This window comes from Micromonospora lupini (genome assembly GCF_026342015.1).
GTDB classification, from domain to species: Bacteria; Actinomycetota; Actinomycetes; order Mycobacteriales; family Micromonosporaceae; genus Micromonospora; species Micromonospora lupini_B.
Map to the genome: position 1 here is coordinate 1,069,434 of NZ_JAPENL010000001.1, position 21,268 is coordinate 1,090,701.

General features: G+C 73.4%; 20 protein-coding genes. 14 read left to right on the forward strand and 6 right to left on the reverse strand.

Translation table 11 applies throughout. The annotated features are described in order from the left end of the window. Positions 1-878: 878 nt before the first annotated feature. Positions 879-1,214, reverse strand: coding sequence for a hypothetical protein (locus tag OOJ91_RS04945; RefSeq protein WP_266242992.1), 336 nt, complete (start codon positions 1,212-1,214; stop codon positions 879-881). Positions 1,215-1,379: 165 nt separating this feature from the next. Here OOJ91_RS04945 and OOJ91_RS04950 point away from each other — a divergent pair, with 165 nt between their 5' ends. Both OOJ91_RS04950 and OOJ91_RS04955 read left to right on the forward strand, forming a co-directional pair. Continuing rightward, complete coding sequence (locus tag OOJ91_RS04950) at positions 1,380-1,919, forward strand: RNA polymerase sigma factor (RefSeq protein ID WP_266242994.1); 540 nt, start codon at positions 1,380-1,382, stop codon at positions 1,917-1,919. Beyond that, on the forward strand, positions 1,912-2,652 hold the full coding sequence (locus tag OOJ91_RS04955) for a hypothetical protein (RefSeq protein WP_266242996.1): 741 nt from the start codon (positions 1,912-1,914) through the stop codon (positions 2,650-2,652). Before OOJ91_RS04950 ends, OOJ91_RS04955 begins: the two co-directional genes overlap by 8 nt. Before the next feature lie 37 nt (positions 2,653-2,689). Here the strand turns inward: OOJ91_RS04955 and OOJ91_RS04960 are convergent, their stop codons facing one another. Next, entirely contained in the window at positions 2,690-4,972 is a 2,283-nt protein-coding gene (locus tag OOJ91_RS04960) for an ATP-binding protein (RefSeq protein WP_266242998.1), read from the reverse strand. Between the two features lie 326 nt (positions 4,973-5,298). On the opposite strand from OOJ91_RS04960, the gene OOJ91_RS04965 reads away from it, so the two are divergent. From OOJ91_RS04965 to OOJ91_RS04975, 3 genes are all read left to right on the forward strand, one after another. Continuing rightward, positions 5,299-5,829 (forward strand): hypothetical protein, encoded by a 531-nt coding sequence (locus OOJ91_RS04965; RefSeq protein WP_266243000.1) that lies wholly within the window; start codon positions 5,299-5,301, stop codon positions 5,827-5,829. A 140-nt stretch (positions 5,830-5,969) separates the two neighbouring features. Beyond that, complete coding sequence (gene helR / locus OOJ91_RS04970; protein ID WP_266243002.1) at positions 5,970-8,132, forward strand: RNA polymerase recycling motor ATPase HelR; 2,163 nt, start codon at positions 5,970-5,972, stop codon at positions 8,130-8,132. Between the two features lie 18 nt (positions 8,133-8,150). Continuing rightward, positions 8,151-8,813, forward strand: coding sequence for a hypothetical protein (locus OOJ91_RS04975; protein WP_266243004.1), 663 nt, complete (start codon positions 8,151-8,153; stop codon positions 8,811-8,813). A gap of 66 nt (positions 8,814-8,879) precedes the next feature. On the opposite strand, the gene OOJ91_RS04980 is transcribed toward OOJ91_RS04975, so the two are convergent. Together OOJ91_RS04980 and OOJ91_RS04985 are read right to left on the reverse strand one after the other, a co-directional pair. Then, the gene (locus OOJ91_RS04980) at positions 8,880-9,776 is read right to left on the reverse strand and encodes an aldo/keto reductase (RefSeq protein ID WP_266243006.1); all 897 of its coding nucleotides are present in this window, start codon (positions 9,774-9,776) and stop codon (positions 8,880-8,882) included. 73 nt (positions 9,777-9,849) lie between these two features. Beyond that, entirely contained in the window at positions 9,850-11,178 is a 1,329-nt protein-coding gene (locus tag OOJ91_RS04985) for an MFS transporter (protein WP_266243008.1), read from the reverse strand. Positions 11,179-11,340: 162 nt separating this feature from the next. Here OOJ91_RS04985 and OOJ91_RS04990 point away from each other — a divergent pair, with 162 nt between their 5' ends. Next, the gene (locus OOJ91_RS04990) at positions 11,341-12,330 is read left to right on the forward strand and encodes a LacI family DNA-binding transcriptional regulator (RefSeq protein ID WP_266243010.1); all 990 of its coding nucleotides are present in this window, start codon (positions 11,341-11,343) and stop codon (positions 12,328-12,330) included. A 150-nt stretch (positions 12,331-12,480) separates the two neighbouring features. Then, the gene (locus OOJ91_RS04995) at positions 12,481-13,161 is read left to right on the forward strand and encodes an alpha/beta hydrolase (protein WP_266243012.1); all 681 of its coding nucleotides are present in this window, start codon (positions 12,481-12,483) and stop codon (positions 13,159-13,161) included. 12 nt (positions 13,162-13,173) lie between these two features. Here the strand turns inward: OOJ91_RS04995 and OOJ91_RS05000 are convergent, their stop codons facing one another. Beyond that, entirely contained in the window at positions 13,174-14,298 is a 1,125-nt protein-coding gene (locus tag OOJ91_RS05000; protein ID WP_266243014.1) for an FUSC family protein, read from the reverse strand. Between the two features lie 91 nt (positions 14,299-14,389). On the opposite strand from OOJ91_RS05000, the gene OOJ91_RS05005 reads away from it, so the two are divergent. Next, a complete protein-coding gene (locus OOJ91_RS05005) occupies positions 14,390-15,328 on the forward strand; it encodes an AraC family transcriptional regulator (protein ID WP_039908371.1) in 939 nt (312 codons plus the stop codon). 15 nt (positions 15,329-15,343) lie between these two features. Here OOJ91_RS05005 and OOJ91_RS05010 read toward each other — a convergent pair whose 3' ends face one another. Then, the gene (locus OOJ91_RS05010) at positions 15,344-15,973 is read right to left on the reverse strand and encodes a TetR/AcrR family transcriptional regulator (protein ID WP_266243018.1); all 630 of its coding nucleotides are present in this window, start codon (positions 15,971-15,973) and stop codon (positions 15,344-15,346) included. 66 nt (positions 15,974-16,039) lie between these two features. Here OOJ91_RS05010 and OOJ91_RS05015 point away from each other — a divergent pair, with 66 nt between their 5' ends. The 6 genes from OOJ91_RS05015 to OOJ91_RS05040 all read left to right on the forward strand — a co-directional run bounded on the left by OOJ91_RS05015 (position 16,040) and on the right by OOJ91_RS05040 (position 21,265). Continuing rightward, positions 16,040-17,203 carry an FAD-dependent oxidoreductase gene (locus OOJ91_RS05015; RefSeq protein ID WP_266243019.1) on the forward strand — a complete coding sequence of 388 codons (1,164 nt, stop codon included), beginning with the start codon at positions 16,040-16,042 and terminating at the stop codon, positions 17,201-17,203. Positions 17,204-17,374: 171 nt separating this feature from the next. After that, positions 17,375-18,166 (forward strand): LppM family (lipo)protein, encoded by a 792-nt coding sequence (locus OOJ91_RS05020; RefSeq protein WP_266243020.1) that lies wholly within the window; start codon positions 17,375-17,377, stop codon positions 18,164-18,166. Positions 18,167-18,310: 144 nt separating this feature from the next. Continuing rightward, positions 18,311-18,646 carry a hypothetical protein gene (locus tag OOJ91_RS05025; RefSeq protein WP_266243021.1) on the forward strand — a complete coding sequence of 112 codons (336 nt, stop codon included), beginning with the start codon at positions 18,311-18,313 and terminating at the stop codon, positions 18,644-18,646. A gap of 11 nt (positions 18,647-18,657) precedes the next feature. Continuing rightward, positions 18,658-19,266: a glycine zipper family protein gene (locus tag OOJ91_RS05030; protein WP_266243022.1), complete on the forward strand. Its 609-nt coding sequence runs from the start codon at positions 18,658-18,660 to the stop codon at positions 19,264-19,266. Then, on the forward strand, positions 19,263-19,961 hold the full coding sequence (locus tag OOJ91_RS05035; RefSeq protein ID WP_266243023.1) for a carboxypeptidase-like regulatory domain-containing protein: 699 nt from the start codon (positions 19,263-19,265) through the stop codon (positions 19,959-19,961). The genes OOJ91_RS05030 and OOJ91_RS05035 overlap by 4 nt, the downstream gene beginning before the upstream one ends. Before the next feature lie 23 nt (positions 19,962-19,984). Further along, positions 19,985-21,265, forward strand: a complete 1,281-nt coding sequence (locus OOJ91_RS05040) for a phage tail sheath family protein (RefSeq protein ID WP_266243024.1) — start codon at positions 19,985-19,987, stop codon at positions 21,263-21,265. Positions 21,266-21,268 lie beyond the last annotated feature (3 nt).

Genomic DNA, 21,268 nt, shown 5'->3' on the forward strand with positions numbered 1-21,268 from the left:
GCGATGCCGACGGTGCGGGGGAAGTCGACCGGCGGCAGGACGCTCCCGCAGCGGGGAGGGTGAGGGTCACTCGGCCCCTGTGGAGCTGATGTCGTAGACGACATCGCCCTAACTCTCCCTCGCTGACCCCGCTCCCTGACTCCCGCTCCCTCACCCCCGCTCCCTGACCCCGCTCCCTCACCTCCGCTCCCTGACCCCGCTCCCTCACTCCGCTCCCTGACCCCGCTCCCTCACCTCCGCTCCCTGACCCCGCTCCCTCACTCCGCTCCCTGACCCCGCTCCCTCACTCCGCTCCCTGACCCCGCTCCCTCACTCCGCTCCCTGACCCCGCTCCCTCACTCCGCTCTCTCACTCCCGCTCCCTCACCCCCCCTGACCCCCGCTCCCTCACTCCCGCTCCCTCACTCCCGCCCCTGATCCCCGCTCCCTGATCCCCGCTCCCTCACTCCCGCTCCCTCACCTCCGCTCCCTGACCCCGCTCCCTCACCTCCGCCCCCTGACTCCACTCCCTGACCTCCGCTCCTCACTCCCGCTCCCTGCCGTGAGCCCCGATCACCTTGACTCCCGCTTCCCGACTCACGCCCGCTGCCGCGAGCCCACCCGCTTCCTGACCCGCCCATCGCACCCGACACGTCCACCGCACCCGAGCCTTTCTGAGGCGCACGCCAGTCGGTCGGTTCGCTTCCACGGCGATGTCGTCAACCGCATCAACTCCAAAGGCATCGACCACCACCCGCCACCCGCAAAGGGCCGAGCGGTGCTCGCCTGCGCGCAGGGCAGCCGGCTCCGGGCGCCACCCCGATCAGCGGGCATGGCCGCTCCAGCCGATCAGCGAGCGCGGCCGCTCCAGCCGATCAGCGGGCGTGGCGCTCCAGCCGATCAGCGGGCGTGGCGCTCCGGGTGGGCGCGGTTCCACACCCGCATCCGCTCCGGGTAGCCGGTGCGGGCCGCCTCGTACAGCGGCACCGCGTGCTTGCGGGCGATGGCGCCAGCCGCGCGGGGGGTGCCGGTGCGGCGGCGGATCCACTCGCCGTCGTGGGCGATCGCCACCACGGTGGTGTCGGTCGCGGTGGTCTCCGGTTCCAGGTAGAACTCCACTCCCCGCCGGCTGGCGACGAACGCCTCCAGCGCGGCGAGGTCGTCCCGGGTGGCCTCGCGGTCCAGCTTGGTCGGGGTCGCCCCGGCGCCCCTTGACCGCCTGTTGAACCAGCTCATGCCCAGCCCCTCTCCTCGGACGCCCCTCCAGTTCAGCACCGATTCCTGGCAATACGCTGCACGCCGGGTGGGAGAAATCTGACTCGCCGGACCCGGTGGGCGGAACCCGCGGCACGTGGGCGGTGTCAGCACTGTGAGGAACCGGAGGTCTCCCTGGACGACGACGTGCTCGTCACCCGCGCTCGGGCCGGTGACCTGGAGGCGTACGACCTCCTGGTCGCCCGGCACACCGCGTCCGCGCACCGGACGGCGGTGCTGCTCGGCGCGGGCTCCGACTCCGAGGACGTCATCCAGGAGGCGTTTGTGAAGGGCTACCGCAAGCTGTCCCGTTATCGGGGAGAGTCGTCCTTCCGATCCTGGCTGCTGGCGATCGTCGCCAACGAGACCCGCAACCTGCATCGTTCCCGCACGCGCCGCGACGGCCTGGCCCTGCGGGCGGCGGCGTACCCGGCGTCGGAGGTCGTCGAGGACGACGCGGTAGGCACCGTCCTCGCCGGTGAGCGCCGCGCCGCGCTGGTGGCGGCCCTGCGTCAACTTCCGGTACGCGACCGAGAAGTGATCGTCTGCCGGTTCTTCCTCGACCTCAGCGAGGACGAGACGGTGGCGACTCTGGGTTGGCCCCGGGGCACGGTGAAGTCGCGGACCTCGCGGGCCCTGGCGAAGCTGCGCGCCCTGCTCGCCGACGAGGGGGTGCGCCATGGGTGACCCCGACCGGGGCGCGGACGGCCTCGAAGCGGAGCTGCGCGACCTGTCCGCCTGGCTGGAGACGCCCGACGCGCCGGACGTGACCGCAGGCGTACGCGCCCGCCTCGTCAGGGGCGTACCCCGGCGTCGCCGTTGGCGCTCCTTCGCCGCGGCGGCGCTCGTGGCCCTGCTGGTCGCGGCGCTCCCGCCGACGCGCGCCGCCATCGCGAACGCCGTCGGGGAGGTGCTGCGCTTCGCCGGCGTCAGCATCGCCACGTCGCCCACGCCGTCGCTGCCCGCGGGCGAGCCGTCGCCGTTGCCGTCGCAGCGGACGGTCGGGTTGGACGAGGCGCGACGGGCGGTGCGCTTCCCGATCCGGATGCCGTCCGCGCTGGGTCCACCCGAGCGGGCGTTGGTCGCCGACCCGGACGGCGCCGGCGCGCATCGGGTGGCGACGCTGCTCTACGACGGCGGCGCGCTGCGCCTCGACGCGTTCGACGGTCGCCTCGACCTGACCTTCCACAAGCAGATCGACCGACCGGAGGCGGAGTGGACGGAGGTCAACGGCAACTTCGCCATCTGGGTCGATGGTCCCCACGTGGTGTCCTACGTGGACCGTTCGGGGCAGGTCCGGCGGGAGACCGCCCGGCTCGCGGCCTCGACCCTCATCTGGGAACAGGCCGACGTGACCTACCGCCTGGAGGGTGCGCTCACCAGGGCCGAGGCGCTCGAGATCGCCCGGTCGCTCCCCTGACGACCTTGCGGACGGTTGCCGGAAGGCGGCCAGATGCTCAGAGCGGCAGCAGGTCGAGCCGCTGGACGACCTGCAACGCTTCGGCCGCGCGGCCCTGTACGCGCAACAGGACGACCAACCGCTGCCAGGAGTCGTGGGCCTCCCGGTACTGCCCGAGGCTCTCGTGCAGCCCACCCAGGCTGTTTAGGCAGTCCGCCTCACCCCGGGTGTTGCCGACCTCGTGGTAGACCGCAAGCGCCTGCCGGTAGTAGGCCAACGCCGAGTGCTGCTGACCGGTGCCGTGCGCGATCAGGCCAAGGCTGTGCAGCGTGTCGGCTTCACCGTCGGGATGCCCGTGCTGCCGAAACAGGGTCAGGGCGCGCGTGCAACTGTCCTGCGCCTCTTCGTAGCGTTCCAACTGGGCGCACTCCCAGCCGACCGCGTTGAGCGCCCGGGCTATCTCCACCGTGTCGGCGAGATCCTGGAACTCGGCCAACGCCTCACGGGAGTGCAGCAGCGCCTGTCGAAGGTCTCCAGCGTGATCTGCGGCGACACCCAGCGCGTAGTGACACCGTGCCAGCTCGGCGGCGTCGCCGGCCTCGTGGGCACGGTCGACGGCCAGCCGCAGATGACGCAAACCCTCCTCCTGCTCGCCATTCTGGCTGTGGGCCTGACCCAGATAGCGGTGCGCCATGGCTCGTGCCGAGATGCTCGCCCCCTGCTCGGCGGCGGCCAGGCCCATTCGCCACACGGCCAACTGTTCGACGGCCTGGCGACGTCGGGCGTGGAACGTGACCAACGTCCGGGCCAGTTGCCACACCTGGGGAAACCACAGCCGTTGCATGGCCAGGCGCTGACTCTCCAGCACCCGTTCCTGCTCGGCGTCGAACCACGACATCGCCACACTCGCATCCGTCAACACCGCTGGGGTGCAGCCGGGTGCCGGCTCGCCGAGTATGAGTGGATGGCGGCGCGGGTCGAGCAACCGGTCCGCCGCGCAGGCGGTGTGCAGATAGAAGTCGACAAGCCGCCGGACCGCCTCCCGGTCCTCGCCACCCTGCTGGTTCCGGCCGCGCTGGGCACTGTAGAGATGAACCAGGTCGTGCATCCGGAAGCGGCCCGGCGCGTGCTGGCGGACCAGTGCCGTGTCTTCCAGCTCCCGCAACAGCTCCTGTGCCCGCGGCGTCGACGTGCCCGCCAGGCTGGCCACGGCGGGCAGGCTGATGTCGACGACCGGAACCAGACCGAGAAGATCGACGACCTTGCCGGCCTGCGGGGTCAGGGCCCGCCAGGACCAGGAGAAGACCGCACGTAGGTCGGCCCGCAATTCTCCGGTGGTGAGGGCGTCGAGTCGGACGGTGGTGTCGCGTAGTTCGCGGACCAGGCCGTCGAGCGGGTGGTCGGGATGCGTGGCGGCCCGGGCTGCCACGATGGCCAGCGCCAGCGGTAGACCGCCGCAGTGTCGCACCAACGCGTCGAGAGCTGAGCGGTGCTGGAGCGCCCGCGCCGGGCCGAGGCGGGTGGCAAGCAACTCCCGCGCCTCCGTCTCGGAGAGCCTGTCCAGTGTGAGCGTCCTGGCGCCATGGGTGACGGTCAGGCCGCGTAGCCGGTGACGGCTGGTGATCAGGACCGTGCAGGTGGGAGTGCCGGGCAGAAGGGGAATGACATGGTCGGTGTCGCGGACGTTGTCGAGGAGCACGAGCATGCGCCGCCTGGCGACCAGACTGCGAAACAGCGCCGACTGGGCATCCACCGGGTGCGGTACCGACGCGGGTGGAACGCCAAGAGCCTGCAGAAAGCCGCGCAGCGTCACCGCGACCGGCAGCGGGGTGGGTTCGGGTCCGAAGCCGCGAAGATCGGCGTAGAGCTGCCCGTCCGGGAACTGGTCGGCGTGCATGTGGGCCCACTGCAACACCAATGAGGTCTTCCCGATCCCGCCCGCACCGCCGACGGCCGAGATCAGGACCGTCCTGCTCAGGGGATCTGGTTGGCCGACGGCGGCATCGAGGAGGCGCAGCTCGTCGGCTCGTCCGATGAACAGGGCCGGCGGGGCGGGCAGCTGTCGCGGCACCGGTGCCGCCGCGTTGGCGCTGCCGGTGTCGAAAGTCGGGGTGGTGGCCGCGGCCAGACGATTGCGGGCCGCCAGCCAGGTACGGGCGTCCTGGGCCGGCGCACAGGCACGGACAAAGGCGATCAGTGTATCCGCCCGGGGAAGTGAGTCGCGGCGCAGCATATCGGCGATGGTGCTGCGGGCCAGCACATCACCGCGCCGAGCCGCTCGCTGCTCCAGCTGCCGGTAGGTGTAGCCCGAATCTTCCTTCAACCGGCCCAGAAGAGTCACGAACTCCGCTACGTCGCGTGCTCCGTCGGGTCCCCCGCCTGCCGCAACCATTCTCCTCATGTTCCGGGTCGTGCAATTCACGTGCAACCCCGCTCGGTCCCTGTCCGGTCCGGTGATCGGAACAGACCGGGACACGGCTGACAGTTTCCTGACGCCGGCGGTGCGCCGGACCGGGTGTCGGCCGGCCGACGGCCCGGCGGCTGGACTCGCGCCGTCGTCGGACTGTCAGGCCTCGCCGCGACGCAGAGCGAGACGTCGCTGAGGAACCTGTTCGACACGACAGGTGTCTCTCTGGTGCGGGGCACACGTTCGACGGAGGAGGCGCGATGGTCACCTGGGGCAGAGTCCTGCTGGGGGCGGTTCTCCTGCTGGCGGGCTGCGCGGCCGCTGACCCGGCCACGACGCCGGCCAGCGGCCCGGCAGCGACGCCCGCCGCACCGCCGTCGGTGCGGGCGACGACCGGCTGCGCGTCGAGGGTCGAGACGGGATCGCTGCCCGACTGGGCGGACGAGGGGTTCCACGGGGACACCCGGATGCCGCACGTCTTCGGCGCGCGGGGCGACATCGTGGCGGTGCTGTTCACCCACCCGCTGGCGCAGGTCCGGACGGACGGGTCGACCAACAAGATCCTGTGGGTGTCCCGTCCGGTCAGCACGTCGCCCGCCACGTACTCGCCCGCCACGCTGGTGATCACCGCGACGCTGGACGGCACCGACACCCGGGTCACCCATGAGGTCGCCGGCGGGCCGGGCCCGTCGATCATCGACATGCCGAGCGCGGGCTGCTGGCACCTCGACCTGCGCTGGGGCGGGCGCACCGACACGATGGATCTCGTCTACGCGGAACGGAAGCCCTGACCGGGAGCGGCGGCCGGGAGGGGCGACACACCTCCCGCCATATCCAACATATACCGCATGGGGGGACTTGCGGCAAGGCCCCAGGTGTACCGCAGAATTGCCCGTCCAAGGCCAGGACCTGCGGAAACGGGAGCCAGCACATGCACAAGTCGTCGGCGGCGCACGCCGTGTTCGACCTTCCCGGCAACCTCGCCGCCAAGGCCGATCCGGCGCTCATCGCCCGTGACGAGCAGCACTTCGCCGTCATCGCGGCGAGCCTGGAGCGGTCGATCGCGGACCTGTCCGACCGTCTCGACGCGGAGCGCCGGGCACCCGCCGGCAAGGGCCGCCAGGCGGTCGCCCGGGACGAGGAGGTCCGTCGGCTGACCGGTCGCCTGCGCGCCCTGCGTCGCTTCGGCCTGGACCTGTGCCTCGGACGCATCGTCGGCACGGACGACCCGGCGCCCGTCTACATCGGGCGCTTCGGCCTCACCGACGGCAGCGGTCGTCGCCTGCTGCTCGACTGGCGTTCCCCGGCCGCCGAGCCGTTCTTCGGGGCCACCCACGCCAACCCGATGGGTCTGGCCAGCCGCCGCCGGTACCGCTGGGCCCTCGGCCGGATCCGCGACTACTGGGACGAGGTGTTCACCCCGGACGGGTTCGAGGGGCACGCGGCGCTCGACGACCAGTCCGCGTTCATCGCCAGCCTCGGCGGCAACCGGTCGGCCCGGATGCGCGACGTGCTCGGCACCATCCAGGCCGACCAGGACGCCATCATCCGAGCCGGATCGCGGGGCGCTCTCGTCGTCGACGGCGGTCCGGGCACCGGCAAGACCGTCGTGGCCCTGCACCGCACCGCGTACCTGCTCTACTCCGACCCGCGCCTCGGCCAGCGCCGCGGCGGGGTGCTGTTCGTCGGACCACACCAGCCCTACCTGGCGTACGTCGCCGACGTCCTGCCCAGCCTCGGCGAGGAGGACGTGCAGACCTGCACCCTGCGCGACCTCGTGCCGGAGGGCGCGGCGGCGGCCGTCGAGGCCGACCCGGATGTGGCCCGTCTGAAGTCCTCCGCCGACCTGGTGCGGGCGATCGAGGCGGCCGTACGGTTCTACGAGGAGCCGCCGACCACGGCGATGACTGTCACGGCCGGCGACACCGACGTGCGGCTGAGCGCGGACGACTGGGCCCAGGCGTTCGAGGCGCCCGGACCCGGCACCCCGCACAACGAGGCGCGGGACGAGGTCTGGGAGGAGCTGCTGGCGATCCTGCTCGGGAGGTACGACGGCGACGAGTCGGACGACCTGGTACGCCTGTCGCTGCTGCGCAACCGGGACCTGCGCGCGGCGTTCAACCGCGCCTGGCCGCTGCTCGACGCGAACGACATCGTCGCGGACCTGTGGTCGGTGCCCGCCTACCTGCGCCGGTGCGCCCCCTGGCTCGGCCCCGACGACATCCGCCGGCTACGCCGCGTCGACGCCGACGCCTGGACGGTGTCCGACCTGCCGCTGCTCGACGCCGCACGGCAGCGCCTCGGCGACCCGGAGACGTCCCGGCGTACCCGCCGCCACGAGGCCACCATCGCCGCCGAACGGGCGCGCATGGCGACAGTCGTCGACGAGCTGATCGAGGCCCACGCCTACGACGACGGCGAGGGCGTGCTGTCGAGCCTGCGTCAACTGGATCTGCAGGATGCGCTCGTCGACGAGGCAGTCCTGCCCAGCGCCGACCCGGATCTGCTGGCCGGCCCGTTCGCGCACATCGTCGTGGACGAGGCGCAGGAGCTGACCGACGCGCAGTGGCAGATGCTGCTGTCGCGCTGCCCGTCGCGCAGCTTCACCATCGTCGGGGACCGCGCCCAGGCCCGGCACGGCTTCACGGAGTCGTGGCAGGAACGGCTGAGGCGCATCGGGCTCGACCGGGTCACCGTGGCCTCGCTGAGCATCAACTACCGGACGCCGCAGGAGGTCATGGCGCAGGCCGAACCGGTCATCCGGGCCGTGCTCCCGGACGCGAACGTGCCGACCTCGATCCGTGGCAACGGGATCCCGGTGGCCCACGGATCGGTCCGCGACCTGGACAGGATCGTCGACGACTGGCTCGCGGAGCACGCCGACGGGATCGCCTGCGTCATCGGCGAGCCCACGTACCGACCGACGACGGATCGCGTCCGGTCGCTGACCCCGGAACTGACCAAGGGGCTGGAGTTCGACCTGGTCGTCCTCGTCAACCCGGAGACGTTCGGCGAGGGCGTCCGGGGGGCGGTGGACAGATACGTCGCGATGACCCGCGCGACCCAGCGACTCGTCGTCCTCACCGGGTCCTGACCTCGTACGCTGGCGGACGTGTCGACGGACGTGCGGGAGGCGGCGGCGCACGACAACGCGCGATGGTGCGCCGCCGTGTGCGCCAGCCACGGACTGACCGGCCGGATCGACGCCGACGCGTGGTCGGTACCCCGCCGCTCCCCACAGTGGTATCCGGACGCGGTCACGCTGCGCTCCGGCGTCGACCCCGCGGCGCTGCTGGCGCGGATCGACGCCGGTGCCGGCGCGTCGGTGAAGGACAGCTTCGCCGACCTCGACCTCTCGGCGTACGGATTCCGGGTGCTCTTCGAAGCGCAGTGGATCCACCGCCCGCCGGCCGACCCGCCGACCGACCCGCCGCTCACCCCGGTCACCACTCCGGAAGGGTTGGCGGCCTGGGCGAGCGCGCACGGCGGCGGAGAGCTGTTCCACCCGCAGCTGCTGGCCGACCCGCGCATTCGCGTGCTGGCCCGCCACGACGAGCGGGGCGCGGTCGTCGGCGGGGCGGTGGTCAGCGGCGACGACCCGGCCGGCGTCTCCAACCTGTTCACCCACGGCGGCGACCCGGGCGAGATCTGGCGTGGGGTCGTCGCCACCCGACCCGGCGTATCCCTGGTCGGCTACGAAACCACCCCCGACCTACCACCCGCCCGCCGAGCCGGCTTCCTCCCTGCGGGCCCCCTCCAGGTCTGGCTCCGGTGATCATGAGTTATGGGCGCGACACGCCGGCATCGGCGGCAACAACTTCATGATCACCGGGGACGGGGCTCAGGCCAGGCGGGTCAGGTCTTCGGGGGTCAGGCGCAGGTCGGCGGCCGCTACGTTCTCCTCCAGGTGGGCCGGGTCGCCGGTGCCGGGGATCGCGAGGACGTGCGGGCCCTGGTGCAGCGTCCAGGCCAGGCGTACCTGCTGGGGCGTGACGCCGTGGGCCCGGGCGACCGCCTCGACGGCCGCGCCCTGCGCGGCGCTCGCGCCCGCCTCCCGATTCGTACCAGCCAGCGCGAAGAAGGGCACGTAGGCGATGCCCCGCTCGCCGCAGGCGCGGACGAAGGCGTCCTGCTCCCGGTACGCGTCCACGCCGTAGTTGTTCTGCACGCAGACCACGGGCGCGATGTCCGCCACCTCGTCCAGGTGCTCGGGCCGGGCGCCGGACAGCCCGAGGTGCCGGATCAGCCCGGCGGCGCGCAGCTCGGCCAGGGCGCCGAACCGCTCGACAAGCGGCGCCGGGCCCGACCCCCGACCGAGCCGCAGGTTCACCACGTCCAGCCGGTCGCGGCCGAGGCGGCGCAGGTTCTCCTCGACCTGGGCGCGTAGCTGCGCCGCGGTGGCCGCCTCGCTGAATCCGGTCGCCGGGTCGTAGCCGAAGCCGACCTTGGTGGCGATGACCAGCTCCTCGGGGTACGGGGCGAGCGCCGCCCGGATCAGCTCGGTGGCGTACCGGGCGGGGCCGGTGCCGACCCGCAGGGTGCCGCCGGGCGACACGTAGAAGGCGGCCGTGTCGATGTGGTTGACGCCCAGCTCCACGGCGCGGCGCAGCACCGCGATCGCCCGTTCACGGTCCGGGTTGGCGGTGATCCGCATCGAGCCGAAGCCCATCCGGTGCACGGTACGGTCGCCCAGGGTCCAGCTGCCCGCCGCGGCGGCGGTGATCTCGTCGGTTGGCATCGGGCGACCGTAGCCAGCGCGGGCACGCGGCGCACTCGGCCGCGCACCCGATACCGCCGAACCCCGATCCGGGTTAGCTTTGGTGTGCTGCCGGAGCCGACTCGTCGGCCGCTTCCCGCGCTGCCGGCGCCGACTCCTCGGCCCCTTCCCGCGCTGCCGGCGCCGACTCGTCGGTCCGGGGCGGGCGCAGCGCCGGCACCAGCGCCAGCGTCGGCAGGAGCAGCAGCGGCACCACAAGCAGCGCCCGCAGGGTGCCGACGTGGTCACCGAGCAGGCCCAGCAGCGGCGGCCCGCCCAGGAAGGCCGTGTAACCGATCACCGCGACCACGCTTACCCGCACCGCCGCGTGCGTCTCCTCGTCGGCCGCCGCGCTCATGCCGACCGGGAACCCCAGCGACGCGCCGAGGCCCCACAGCGCGACGCCGACGATTGCCACCGGCCCCGAGCCGGCCAGCACGGCCAGAGCGGCGCCGGCAGCGGCGAGCAGGAGGGTGCCGCTGAGCACCGGCACCCGACCCCAGCGGTCCAGCGCGATGGTGCCCGCGGTGCGTCCCAGGGTCATGCCGACGACGAAGACGCCGAAGACCGCCGCTCCGGCCGCCTCGCTCAGGTCGCGACCGTCGACGAAGGCGACCGCCAGCCAGTCGTTGGCGCTGCCCTCGGCGAACGCCGCCACCAGCACGAACAGGCCGATGAGCAGGGTGCGCGGCTCACGCCAGGCGGCGAGTTGGGCACGGCGGCGGCCGGCCGGGCTGGTGTCCGCCGTCTGGTTGGCCGGGTCGACGGCCGGTTGGGGCAGGAACATCCGGGAGGCGAGCACGGTGCCGACGAGCACCACCACCGCCACCGCGGCGAGGTGCGCGCCGACCGGCACGCCCAGGCGGGCGGCCCCGGCGCCGAGGCCCGCGCCGGCCACCGACCCGAGACTCCAGGCCGCGTGGAAACGGGGCATGACGGTACGCCCCAGCCGCCGCTCCACAGTCGCGCCCTCGACGTTCATGGCCACGTCGCACGCGCCGGAGCCGTAGCCGAAGGCCACCAACCCCAGCCCGACGACGACTGCCGACCCGGCGACCGTCGCGCCCAGACCGGCCACGACGAGGCCGACAGCGACAAGCACGGTGGCGATCGTCACGCTGCGGGCCGAGCCGAGGCGCTGGGCGAGCAGCCCGGAGGTCGGCATGGCGAGCAGCGCGCCCACGCTCATCGCCAGCAGCAGGAGCCCGAGACGCCCGGCGGAGAGGTCCAGCGCCTCCCGCACGGCCGGCACCCGGGAGAACCAGCTGCCGACGGCCAGGCCGTTCAGGGTGAAGGTGACGGCGACGCCGTTGCGGGCGAGCCGGACGATCCGTGCCGGAACTGTGCTGTCCGGGGCGACGGCCGGGCTGGTGGGGGCGCTCACAGCTGTGGGTCCTCTTCCTCGGGGTGATCTCCTGGCACGATCGCACACCTGAGAGCGCTACCACCACAAGCGGGCCACCACCCCTTACCGCCGACACGCAGGTCGGGGGATGATTCCTGAAGGCGTACGCCCGCTCCGGGCGGGCGCCGGGGGGAGGGCACGATGACGGCAGCGGCACACCGGCCGGCCACTCTGGAGGACGTCGCCCGGGCCGCCGGGGTCTCCCGGTCCACCGCCTCGCGGGTGATCGCCGGAACGGGGTTCGCCTCGCCGGACGCCCGGGAGCGGGTGGTGACGGCCGCCGACCAGCTCGGTTACGTGCCCAACCCGGCCGCCCGGGCGCTGGTTCGGGGCGGCGGCGTACGGCTGGTGGTGGCCGCGGCGGGGACCAGCGCCGCGGTGTTGGACGACCCGTACGTCCACCGGGTGGTCGGCTCGGCCGCCCGGGTGTGCGCGCCGGCCGGCGTCGGGGTGGCGCTGCACTGGCTGCCGCTGGGCGACCCCCGCGGCCTGGAGCAGCTCGCCGCCGACCGCAGCGTGTGTGGCGTCGTGCTCGTCAACACCACCGAGGCCCTGCTGGACGCCGTGCCCCGGTCGCTGCACGGTCGGGTCGCCTCGATCGGAATCGGCTCGGCCGAGGTGCCGTCGTTCGACGTCGACAACACCGCCGGGGCCGGCGCGGTGCTGCGCCACCTGTACGCGACGGGCCGCCGCCGGATCGCCATGGTGACAGGCCCGGCGTGGCTGCCGTGCTCGCAGCGCCCCGTGCAGGCGTACCGGCACCTGATGCGCCAGGCCGGCCTGCCGGAGCGGGTGGTGGACGGCGACTTCACGGCGGCGCGTGGCCGGGCGGCGGCCGGCGAGGCGCTGCGCCGCTGGCCGGACGTGGACGCGATCTACGCGATAAGCGACGAGACCGCGTTCGGAGTCATCGCGGCGCTGCGCGACGGCGGTGTGCGGGTGCCAGGTGACGTCGCGGTGGCCGGTTTCGACGACATCCCGCTGGCCGGCATGAGCGCGCCGGCGCTGACCACCGCGAGCCACCCGGTGGGCCGGATCGCCACCGCGGCGGCCAGCGCCGTGCTGGCCGGCCGCCCGGCCGCGCCTGTCACACTCTTCCCGTCCGCCCTGGTGACCCGCGACAGCGCCTGAACGGCGACCGCCCGGCCCCGGTCCGGTGACCCACGACAGCGCCCGAGCGCCGACCGCCCGCGCCACAGCGCCCGAGCCGACCGCTGGTTAACCGGCGGTCGGCCGGGTAACCGCCTCGCACCTTTCGTCGACCGCGAGGAGTGGTGGCCCGTGTCCGACTCCGCGCCGGATCCTCGGCACGGCCGGTTGACCACACGCCCGCACCCGCCGGTGGTGTCGGGTCCCTCCGGACTCGTGCCGCTGCCCGGCGGGGACGGCGGTCGGCCGGCGATGGCGTACGTGCCGGAGCCGGCCGCCGACGGCGCCACGTACCGGCTGGTGGTGCTGCTGCACGGGGCGGGCGGCTCCGCGCGGCAGGGACTGGACCTGCTGCTGCCGCTGGCGGACGCGCACCACCTGCTGCTTGTCGCACCGCAGTCGTCGGCGGCGAGTTGGGACCTGATCGCCGGCGGCTTCGGGGTGGACGTGCAGCACATCGACGCGCTGCTGGCCAGCGCCTTCGACGGCTATCCCGTTCGCGACGTGACTGTGGGCGGCTTCTCCGACGGCGCCTCGTACGCCCTCTCGCTGGGCCTGGCCAACGGCGACCTGGTGGACGCGGTGCTGGCCTTCTCCCCCGGCTTCGCCGCGCCGCCGCTCATCCGCGGCCGGCCGCGGGTCTTCGTCTCGCACGGGGTGGACGACACTGTCCTGCCGATCGACGTGTGCAGCCGCCGCTTCGTGCCGCACCTGCGCAGCCTCGGCTACGACGTCACCTACGAGGAGTTCCCCGGCGGCCACGACGTCCCCGCCCCGATCCGCGCGAGCGCCACCGGGTGGCTCATCGGATGACGCGGTGACGGGTCAGACGGCGGGCAGGCCGAGGGCCTCGTCCACGCGGGCCAGGACGGCGGCGTCGTCGTCGGGGTGCACGCCCCGCAGCAGGTCGATGGCGGTCGCCCGGATCTGACCGATGATCATGGCGAGTGGGAGGGTCTGGGTCGACCCGAAGAGCTGCCCGGCCGTGTGGACGGCGGCGAGCGCCGCCGCGTCCGCCCTGGCGGCGTGCCGGTCGGCAGCCTCCTCCCGCCCGTCCAGGTCGGCGGCGAGCGCCGCGCCGGCCTCCCGGACCGCCTCGACCAGGCAGCGCAGCGCCTCGCCCAGCTCCGGCGGCGTGGGGGTCCGCAGTCGACTGAGCGTCACACCGGCGCGGGCCAGCACCCGGACGTTGCGGACCACGTAGTCGGTCTGCCGGATCGACTCGTCCACCGACCGCAGCCGGCCGATGTGCCGGCGGCGGCGCACGTTGAGCCGCAGCGCCTCACCGGCGGCGAGCACGCCCTCGCGCAGCCCGCCGACCCGGACGTCCATGCCCCGGGCCTGCGTCAGCGCGGCCAGCGCCGCCGACTCGTCGCGCCCGTCCAGCGCGTCGGCGATGCCGTCCACCAGACCGGCCAGCTCGTCGAAGGTCCGCCGCACCTCGGCGACGAGTGGGGCGAGCGGGTGCCGGGCGTCGACGAGGAGGCTGACGGCGAGCGCGACCGTGCCGCCGACAAGCGCGTCGACGAAGCGGAACGGGACCAGCGACCCGTCCGGTGGCGCGACCACCACCAGGTAGAGGGCGGACACCGCGGCCTGGACCAGGGTCACGCCTGTAGCGCCGAAGGCGACCGCGAGCAGGACGGTGAGCAGGATGACGGTGCCTACCGTCCACGTGCTGCCGGGGCCGAGCGCCTGCACGACCAGGTCCGCGACGAGCACCCCGGCGGCCACTCCGAGCACGACCTCGACGGCACGCCGGATCCGCTGTCCGCGGGCCTGACCGAGCACGATCAGCGCGGCGGCCGGCGCGAAGAAGGGCTGCGGATGCCCGAGCAGGCGGGTGGCGAGCAGCCAGGCCACTGTCGCCGCGACTGTCGCCTCCAGCACCGGCCGCCAGCCCTGCCGCAGCCGGTGACCGGCGACCCGCAGGCCCCCGAACCACGCCATCTCCCTCACCTCCCGCCACCTCGACCACGCGCCGGGCCGTCCACGAGCACGGCGGCCCGGAGCGTCCCTCGCGATCGTCTACCATCGCGCGATGGACCCGCTCACCGGGCTGCTCGACGGTCCCCGCGCCCGGGGCGCCTTCCTGCTGCGCTCGGTGTTCGACCCGCCGTACGCGCTGCGGATCGAGGACCGGGCACCCCTGACCGTGGTGGCGCTTGTGCGCGGCGCCGCCTGGTTGGTGCCGGACGACGCTCCCGCCGCGACGCTGCGCCCCGGCGACGTGGCGGTGCTGCGCGGGCCGGACGGCTACCTCGTCGCGGACGATCCGGGCACCCCACCGCAGGTGGTCATCCACCCCGGTCAGCGCTGCACCACGCTGCGCGGCGAGCCGCTCACCGAGTCGATGGCGCTGGGGGTGCGCACCTGGGGCACCGGGCCGCACGGGTCGACGGTGCTGCTGACCGGGACGTACCAGCTGCCCGGCGCGGTGAGCCGGCGGTTGCTCGGCGCGCTGCCGCCGCTGCTTGTGGTCCCCGCCGACGAGGGGCGCGGCCCTCTCGTGCCGCTGCTCGCGCAGGAGGTGACCCGGGACGCGCCCGGCCAGGCGGCGGTGCTGGACCGGCTGCTGGACCTGCTTCTCATCGACGCGCTGCGCACGTGGTTCGGCCGGCCGGACGCCGCGCCGGGCTGGTACCGGGCTGCCGGCGACCCGGTGGTCGGCCCGGCCCTGCGGCTGCTGGAGGACGACCCGGCCCGGGGGTGGACTGTCGCGGCGCTCGCCGCCGAGGTGGGCGTCTCCCGGGCGGTGCTGGCCCGCCGCTTCACCGAGCTGGTCGGCGAGCCGCCGATGGCGTACCTGACCGGATGGCGGCTGGCGCTCGCCGCCGACCTGCTGCGCGAACCGGACGCCACGTTGGGCGCGGTGGCCCGCCGGGTCGGCTACGCCAGCCCGTACGCGCTGAGCACGGCGTTTCGTCGGGTCCGGGGAATCAGTCCGCGCGAGCACCGGATCGGCGCCCCGACGGGCTGACCCCCGGCCGGAGGCTCAGCTCCCGGTCAGGGCGCGCAGCAGCGTGCGGACGGCGCCCGCGAGGTCGGCGCGGCTGGCCGGGCCGCCGGGGGGCGGGGCGGTGAGCGCGCCGGTGCCTACCAGACGGTCGAAGAGCAGCCCGTCGACGAAGGCGACGAACTGGTCGCCCTGCCGGTCGGGGTCGGTGGCCCCGGCCCGGGTCAGCAGGTCGCGTGCCTGCGCCCGCATGCCGGTGCCGTGTTGCAGGATGCCGCGCAGCTCGGGGCGGTGGACCGCCTCCAGCTGACAGGCGTAGCGGGCCAACGTCCGGCTGCGTCCGGTGCTGAGCCAGCGGTCGAGCACCTCGGCCACCCCGGTGGCGAGCCGGTCGAGGTCGTCGCCGTCGAGCCGGGGGCCGGGCGTCGGGGAGGGCGGGTCGGTGGGCAGGTCGTACGCGGCCAGGTCGGTCCGGTCCCGCTCGGCGAGGCGTCCCACCACCGCCTCGATGAGCGCCTGCCGGGTGCGCAGGTACGCCGAGGTGGTGCCGGCCGGCAGCCCGGCGCGACCGTCGACGGCCCGGTGGGTCAGTGCCCGCATGCCGCCGTCGGCGATCAGCTCGATGGCCGCGTCGGTCAACAACGCGACCCGGTTGGCGCGGGCCGTCACGGGTCTCCTTCCGGTCGAGGTCCGCCTGTAGTATCGCTCTTCTACAGGTGTAGAAGGGTGGATGACATGGACGAACCGCACGCGGTCGTGGTCGGCGGCGGCATCGGCGGGCTGAGCGCGGCGCTCGCCCTGCACCGGCGCGGATGGCGGGTCACCGTGCTGGAACGCGCCCCCGAACTGCGCGAGGTCGGCGCCGGGCTGACCCTGATGGCCAACGCGCTGCGCGCCCTGGACGCCCTCGGCCTGAGCCCGGCCCTGCGGTCCAGCACGCATGCCGAGGCCCCCGGCGGGGTCCGCGACCGGCGGGGCCGGTGGCTGTCCCGGGTGGACGCGGCGGAGATGATCAGGCAGCTCGGCACCAGCGCGCTCGGCATCCACCGGGCCACCCTGCACCGCCTCCTGCGCGAGGCGCTGCCCGCGTCGTCACTGCACACCGGGGCCGAGGTCGAGCACGTCGAGTCCGAAACCGACCATGCCACTGTGCGCTACCGCGGCCCCGACGGCCCGCGAACCCTCGACGCCGACCTGGTCGTCGGCGCCGACGGCTTGCGCAGCCGACTGCGCGCCCAACTCTGGCCGGAGATCCCCGCCCCGGTGTACGCGGGCTCGACGACCTGGAGGGCCGCCATCGCGTTCCCCGACCCGATCCCGACGGCGATCACCTGGGGGCCGGCCGCCGAGTTCGGCATGGTGCCGATCGGCGAGGGCCAGCTCTACTGGTACGCGGCGATCACCGCCCCGCCCGGCGGCCACGCCCCGGACGAGCTGGCGGCCGTACGGGACCACTTCGGCGCGTGGCACGAGCCCATTCCCGCGCTGCTGGCGGCGACCCCACCCGGAGTGGTCCTGCGCAACGACATCCACCACCTCGCCACGCCACTGCCCTCGTACGTGCGCGGGCGGGTGGCGCTGCTCGGCGACGCGGCCCACGCCATGACGCCGAACCTCGGACAGGGCGCCGGACAGGCGATCGAGGACGCGGTGGTGCTCGGCGCGGTCTGCTCCGGCGGCGCGCACGCGTTGCCGGCCGCGCTGGCGGCGTACGACGAGCAGCGCCGCCCCCGCAGTCAGTCCATCGCCCGCGCCTCCCTGCGCGCGGGGCGGTACGGGCAGCAACTGCGCAACCCGCTCGCCCTCGCCGTCCGCACCGCCGCGCTGCGCCTCACCCCGCCCAGCGCCACGCTGCGAAGCATGACGTGGTGCGCCGACTGGCGACCCCCGGAGGGCTGAAATCGGGCCCGCAAAGATCAGAGTCGGGAACGGTGGACGCAAAACCCCAGTCTATTCTTTTGCACCGCTCACCGCCCCGGTCCTATACGACAGCAGGCCGGTACAATCGGCGACTGCGATGTGACCGATCGCTGACTGCTGATGATGAAAGCGATCACACACACTGGCCCCATGAACAGGAGAGTTAACCGCGGCAGGGCACTCCGCGTCGCGGTGTGTCTCCTTCTTCTCGCCGTCCTGAGCGGCTGCATGCAGCTCAACATGGGGCTCACCGTCAACGCCGACGACACGGTCGACGGACAGTTGCTGCTGACCGCCCAGAAGTCCGTGCTCAGCGCCCGGAACAAGAACATCTCGGCGGCGTTCGCGGAGCTACGGCAGAACATTCCCGCGCTGCCGCCGGGCGAGGAGACAGGCTACGAGGACGCCAAACTCTTCGGCAGCCAGATCAATTACCGCAAGGCACCGCTGGCGGGCTTCGACAGCGAGAGCGTCAAACTGGTGCGGGACGGCGATTTCTACCGCTTCACATTGCCGCTGGACCCCAAGAAATACGGCGGAAAAGTAGCCCAACAGAATCCGCAGCAGCAGCAGGCGTTCCTCACACTGATGTCATTCGAGATCTCGGTGACATTTCCCGGTCGGGTGGTCGACACCAATGGCACCGTCAACGGTCGGTCGGTGACCTGGAAGGTGGACTCCAACCAACCCAAGCCGACCGAGCTGCGCGCCGTCGCCGAGGCGCCGCCCCGACCCTCGGCCTCGCCGGCAGCCGTCGACTCCGACTCCGGCGGCTTTCCGTGGCTGCTTGTCGTCGGCGGCGTACTCCTGCTGCTGGTGCTCGCCGTGGTGGGCGTACTCCTGCTGCGTCGCCGTCGCCCGACGGCGCCTGCCGCACCCGGGCCGAGCGCACCCGGGCCGACCTCGCCGGGCCCGCCCGCCGGCACGCCCGGGCCCGGCTGATCCATCCGGTGGCCGGCCCCGCCGGCCACGTCCGGCCCCGGCCGCCCCGCGACGACGGCGACCGGCACCGGTGCTCCCCCGCGGAGCACCGGACCTCACCACCACCACATCCCGGTCGCACCATCGCAGAAAAGGGGGATCGCCATGAACGATCTCTTCACCTGGGCCGCTCTGGGGACCATCGCCGGCGCGAGCGCCGCCACCCTGCTGGCCACAAACGTCATCGGCGCGCTGATCGGCCCGAGCGGCGACAAGCTCCGCAAGTGGATAGCCATCGCCATCGCGCTGCTGCTGTCGTACCTGACCGCGGCGTTCGCCGACGAGGCCGGCGGCGAGAAGTGGGTCATCGCGTTCTTCAACGCGCTGGTGATCTTCTCCGCCGCGCTCGGCGTCAGCCAGTTCCCGCCCGGCAACCGGCAGGCGACGCCCACCCAGCTCGCGAGCGGTCGCGAGCCCCGTGTCTTCCGCTCGTGGGTCTGAGGAGCGACGTCATGATCTTCGGAATTCTCAGCGCGGCGATCCAGGTGGCTCTCGGCGCCGTCCTCGGTCTCCTGGCCGGCGGCCCGGTCGGCCTGCTCATCGGCGCCGTCGTGGGCCTGCTGGTCGGCGCGGTGTTCGGCTGGGCGGTCACCTCCGCCGGGGTGTACGCGCCGGACGCCCGCGGCATCTTCCTCTTCGTCGTCGATCACACGTGGAGCCTGCTCAACACGCTCGTCGGAGCCATCTACCTGGCCGTGCACCTGATCTTCGGGCACTCGCTGGACCGGCCCACCTCGTCGGGCAGCGGCCGGGTCAGCGTGGTGGAGGGCGTCTCACCCCGCTACGCCACCACCATCGGCACCGTCTGCGCCGGCTCCAGCTCGGGCATCCAGCGCCACGAGGACGTGCACATCTTCCAGGGACGTCTGCTCGGCCCGCTCTACATCCCGCTGGTGCTCGCGAACTACGTGCTGTTCACCATCGCGCCGATCTGGCTGCTCTACCACGACCACACCAACGCGCCGATCAACCGGTTCACCCGCTACTTCGAGATCGGCGTCTACCCGCACGTGTGGAACGAGGCCATCGCGTACCGGATCCAGGGGACGCCGCCGCGATGACCACCGACGGGCGCGGACCGATCGAGACGGCCACCGCCGAGCTGGCCGCATGGCTGACCAGCGCCGCGGGGACCCCCGTCCCGGTCGGCCCGCCCCGCGCGTACGGCGACGCCGACGGCTTGACGCTGTGGCCGTTGGAGCTGCGCCCGGCCCGACAGACGCGCTCCAGCGGCGCGGTCCGCGAGCCGTACCGGTTCACGGTCCGCTACCTGCTCTGCGTCGCCGGGCCGGCCGGGCTTGCCGTCCTGGACCGCGTGCTCACCGCCGCCACAAGCGACGGCAGCTACCCGGTCGTGCTGGAGGCCGGCGCGGCGCCACTGTGGAGCGCGTTCGGCGCCGCGCCCCGCCCGGCGCTGCTTATCGACGTGCCGGCGCAGGTGGACCACCCGACGCCGGCCGCGCCGCCGGTCCTGCAACCGCTGCGACTGCGTCAACTCTCCATGCGCACCCTCAGAGGCCGGGTCCTCGGTCCCGAGGACCAGCCGCTCGCCGAGATGCGTGTCGAAATCCCCGGCATGATGTCCGCCACCCGTACCGGCCCGGACGGCCGGTTCCTGATCGTCGGGGTTCCACACGACCCCGAACACCCCGGTCCGGTACGGCTGCGGCTGACCGGGCGCGGCCTCGTGCTCACCGCCGACGTCGACGCAGGTGAGAACGACATCGTCATCGTCTGCGCGCCACCGACCCACTGACGCCCACCCGCACAGGAGGACCGATGCCCAGCTACTTCTCCCCCGGCATCTACGTCGAGGAGGTCCCCAGCGGCGCCCGACCGATCGGACCGGCGAGCACCAGCATCGCCGCGTTCGTCGGCGTCGCCCCGAACCGCGGCGCCCACCTGGGCAAGGCGGTACCGGTCAACAACTGGACCGAGTTCCTGCGGCTCTTCGCCGAGGGGGACGACATCGAGAGCACCCCGCTGGCCCGGGCCGTGTTCGGTTTCCTGGACAACGGGGGCGCCCGCTGCTGGGTCGTCAACGTCGGCGAGGGCGGCGCCATCACCGGCGCCGGCCAGCGACGCGGTGGTCTGCAACTGCTGGAGGCCATCGACGAGATCTCCATCATCGCCGCTCCCGGCTTCCACGACGTGGTGTCCCACGAGGCGCTGCTCAGCATGGCCGAGCGCACCCGCACCATGGTGGCGATCTGTGACCCGGCGCCGGACATCGACGACATCTCCGCGCTGACCCGTGTCGCCACCCCGTCCTCCGGCAAGCCACCCAAGCCGAGCGAGGGCCCGGGCGGCGGCGCTGGTTCCGGCGGCGCTGGTTCCGGAAGCGCTGGCGGCGGTGGCGCTGGTCCGGGCGGCTCGGGTGGGCCCGAGGGGCCGGCGTACCGACCCCGCCAGTCCGAGTACGGCACGCTCTACTACCCGTGGCTCCAGGTGCGCGACCCGATCAGCGGGGAGCTGGAACTCACCCCGCCCAGCGGGCACCTCGCCGGCATCTGGGCCCGCACCGACGCCCTGCGCGGCGTGCACAAGGCGCCGGCCAACGAACCCGTCCGCGGCGCGGTCAACCTCGGCTACCTGGTCACCCGATCGGAGCACGACGTGCTCAACCCCAAGGGCGTCAACGTGATCCGCTACTTCGCCGGCGAGGGCATCCGCGTCTGGGGCGCCCGTACGCTCGCCGCCGAGGCCAGCGAATGGCGCTACCTCAACGTACGACGCCTCAGCATCTCCATCGAGCAGGCCATCGCCAACGGCACCCGCTGGATGGTCTTCGAGCCGAACGACTTCACCCTCTGGCGTTCGATCCGGCGCGACATCGGGGCGTTCCTCACCCGGGTGTGGCGCGACGGGGCGCTGCTCGGGCGCACCCCCGAGGAGGCGTTCTTCGTCAAGTGCGACGAGGAGACCAACCCGGTGGACGTCCGCGACGCCGGCATGGTGATCGCCCACATCGGCATCGCCGTCGTCAAGCCCGCCGAGTTCGTGGTGTTCAAGCTGAGCCAGTGGGCCGGCGGCACCGAGACCGAGACGATCGGAGGCTGACAC

Excerpts from the sequence above, each read along its gene's own strand:
- OOJ91_RS05005 (WP_039908371.1), top strand. The coding sequence starts at position 14,390 with ATGGACCCGCTCACCGGGCTGCTCGACGGTCCCCGCGCCCGGGGCGCC.
- OOJ91_RS05000 (WP_266243014.1), bottom strand. The coding sequence starts at position 14,298 with ATGGCGTGGTTCGGGGGCCTGCGGGTCGCCGGTCACCGGCTGCGGCAG.
- OOJ91_RS04965 (WP_266243000.1), top strand. The coding sequence starts at position 5,299 with ATGGTCACCTGGGGCAGAGTCCTGCTGGGGGCGGTTCTCCTGCTGGCG.
- OOJ91_RS05030 (WP_266243022.1), top strand. The coding sequence starts at position 18,658 with ATGATCTTCGGAATTCTCAGCGCGGCGATCCAGGTGGCTCTCGGCGCC.
- OOJ91_RS04945 (WP_266242992.1), bottom strand. The coding sequence starts at position 1,214 with ATGAGCTGGTTCAACAGGCGGTCAAGGGGCGCCGGGGCGACCCCGACC.
- OOJ91_RS05020 (WP_266243020.1), top strand. The coding sequence starts at position 17,375 with ATGAACAGGAGAGTTAACCGCGGCAGGGCACTCCGCGTCGCGGTGTGT.
- OOJ91_RS04990 (WP_266243010.1), top strand. The coding sequence starts at position 11,341 with ATGACGGCAGCGGCACACCGGCCGGCCACTCTGGAGGACGTCGCCCGG.
- OOJ91_RS05040 (WP_266243024.1), top strand. The coding sequence starts at position 19,985 with ATGCCCAGCTACTTCTCCCCCGGCATCTACGTCGAGGAGGTCCCCAGC.
- OOJ91_RS05035 (WP_266243023.1), top strand. The coding sequence starts at position 19,263 with ATGACCACCGACGGGCGCGGACCGATCGAGACGGCCACCGCCGAGCTG.
- OOJ91_RS05025 (WP_266243021.1), top strand. The coding sequence starts at position 18,311 with ATGAACGATCTCTTCACCTGGGCCGCTCTGGGGACCATCGCCGGCGCG.
- OOJ91_RS04955 (WP_266242996.1), top strand. The coding sequence starts at position 1,912 with ATGGGTGACCCCGACCGGGGCGCGGACGGCCTCGAAGCGGAGCTGCGC.
- OOJ91_RS05015 (WP_266243019.1), top strand. The coding sequence starts at position 16,040 with ATGGACGAACCGCACGCGGTCGTGGTCGGCGGCGGCATCGGCGGGCTG.
- helR (WP_266243002.1), top strand. The coding sequence starts at position 5,970 with ATGCACAAGTCGTCGGCGGCGCACGCCGTGTTCGACCTTCCCGGCAAC.
- OOJ91_RS04980 (WP_266243006.1), bottom strand. The coding sequence starts at position 9,776 with ATGCCAACCGACGAGATCACCGCCGCCGCGGCGGGCAGCTGGACCCTG.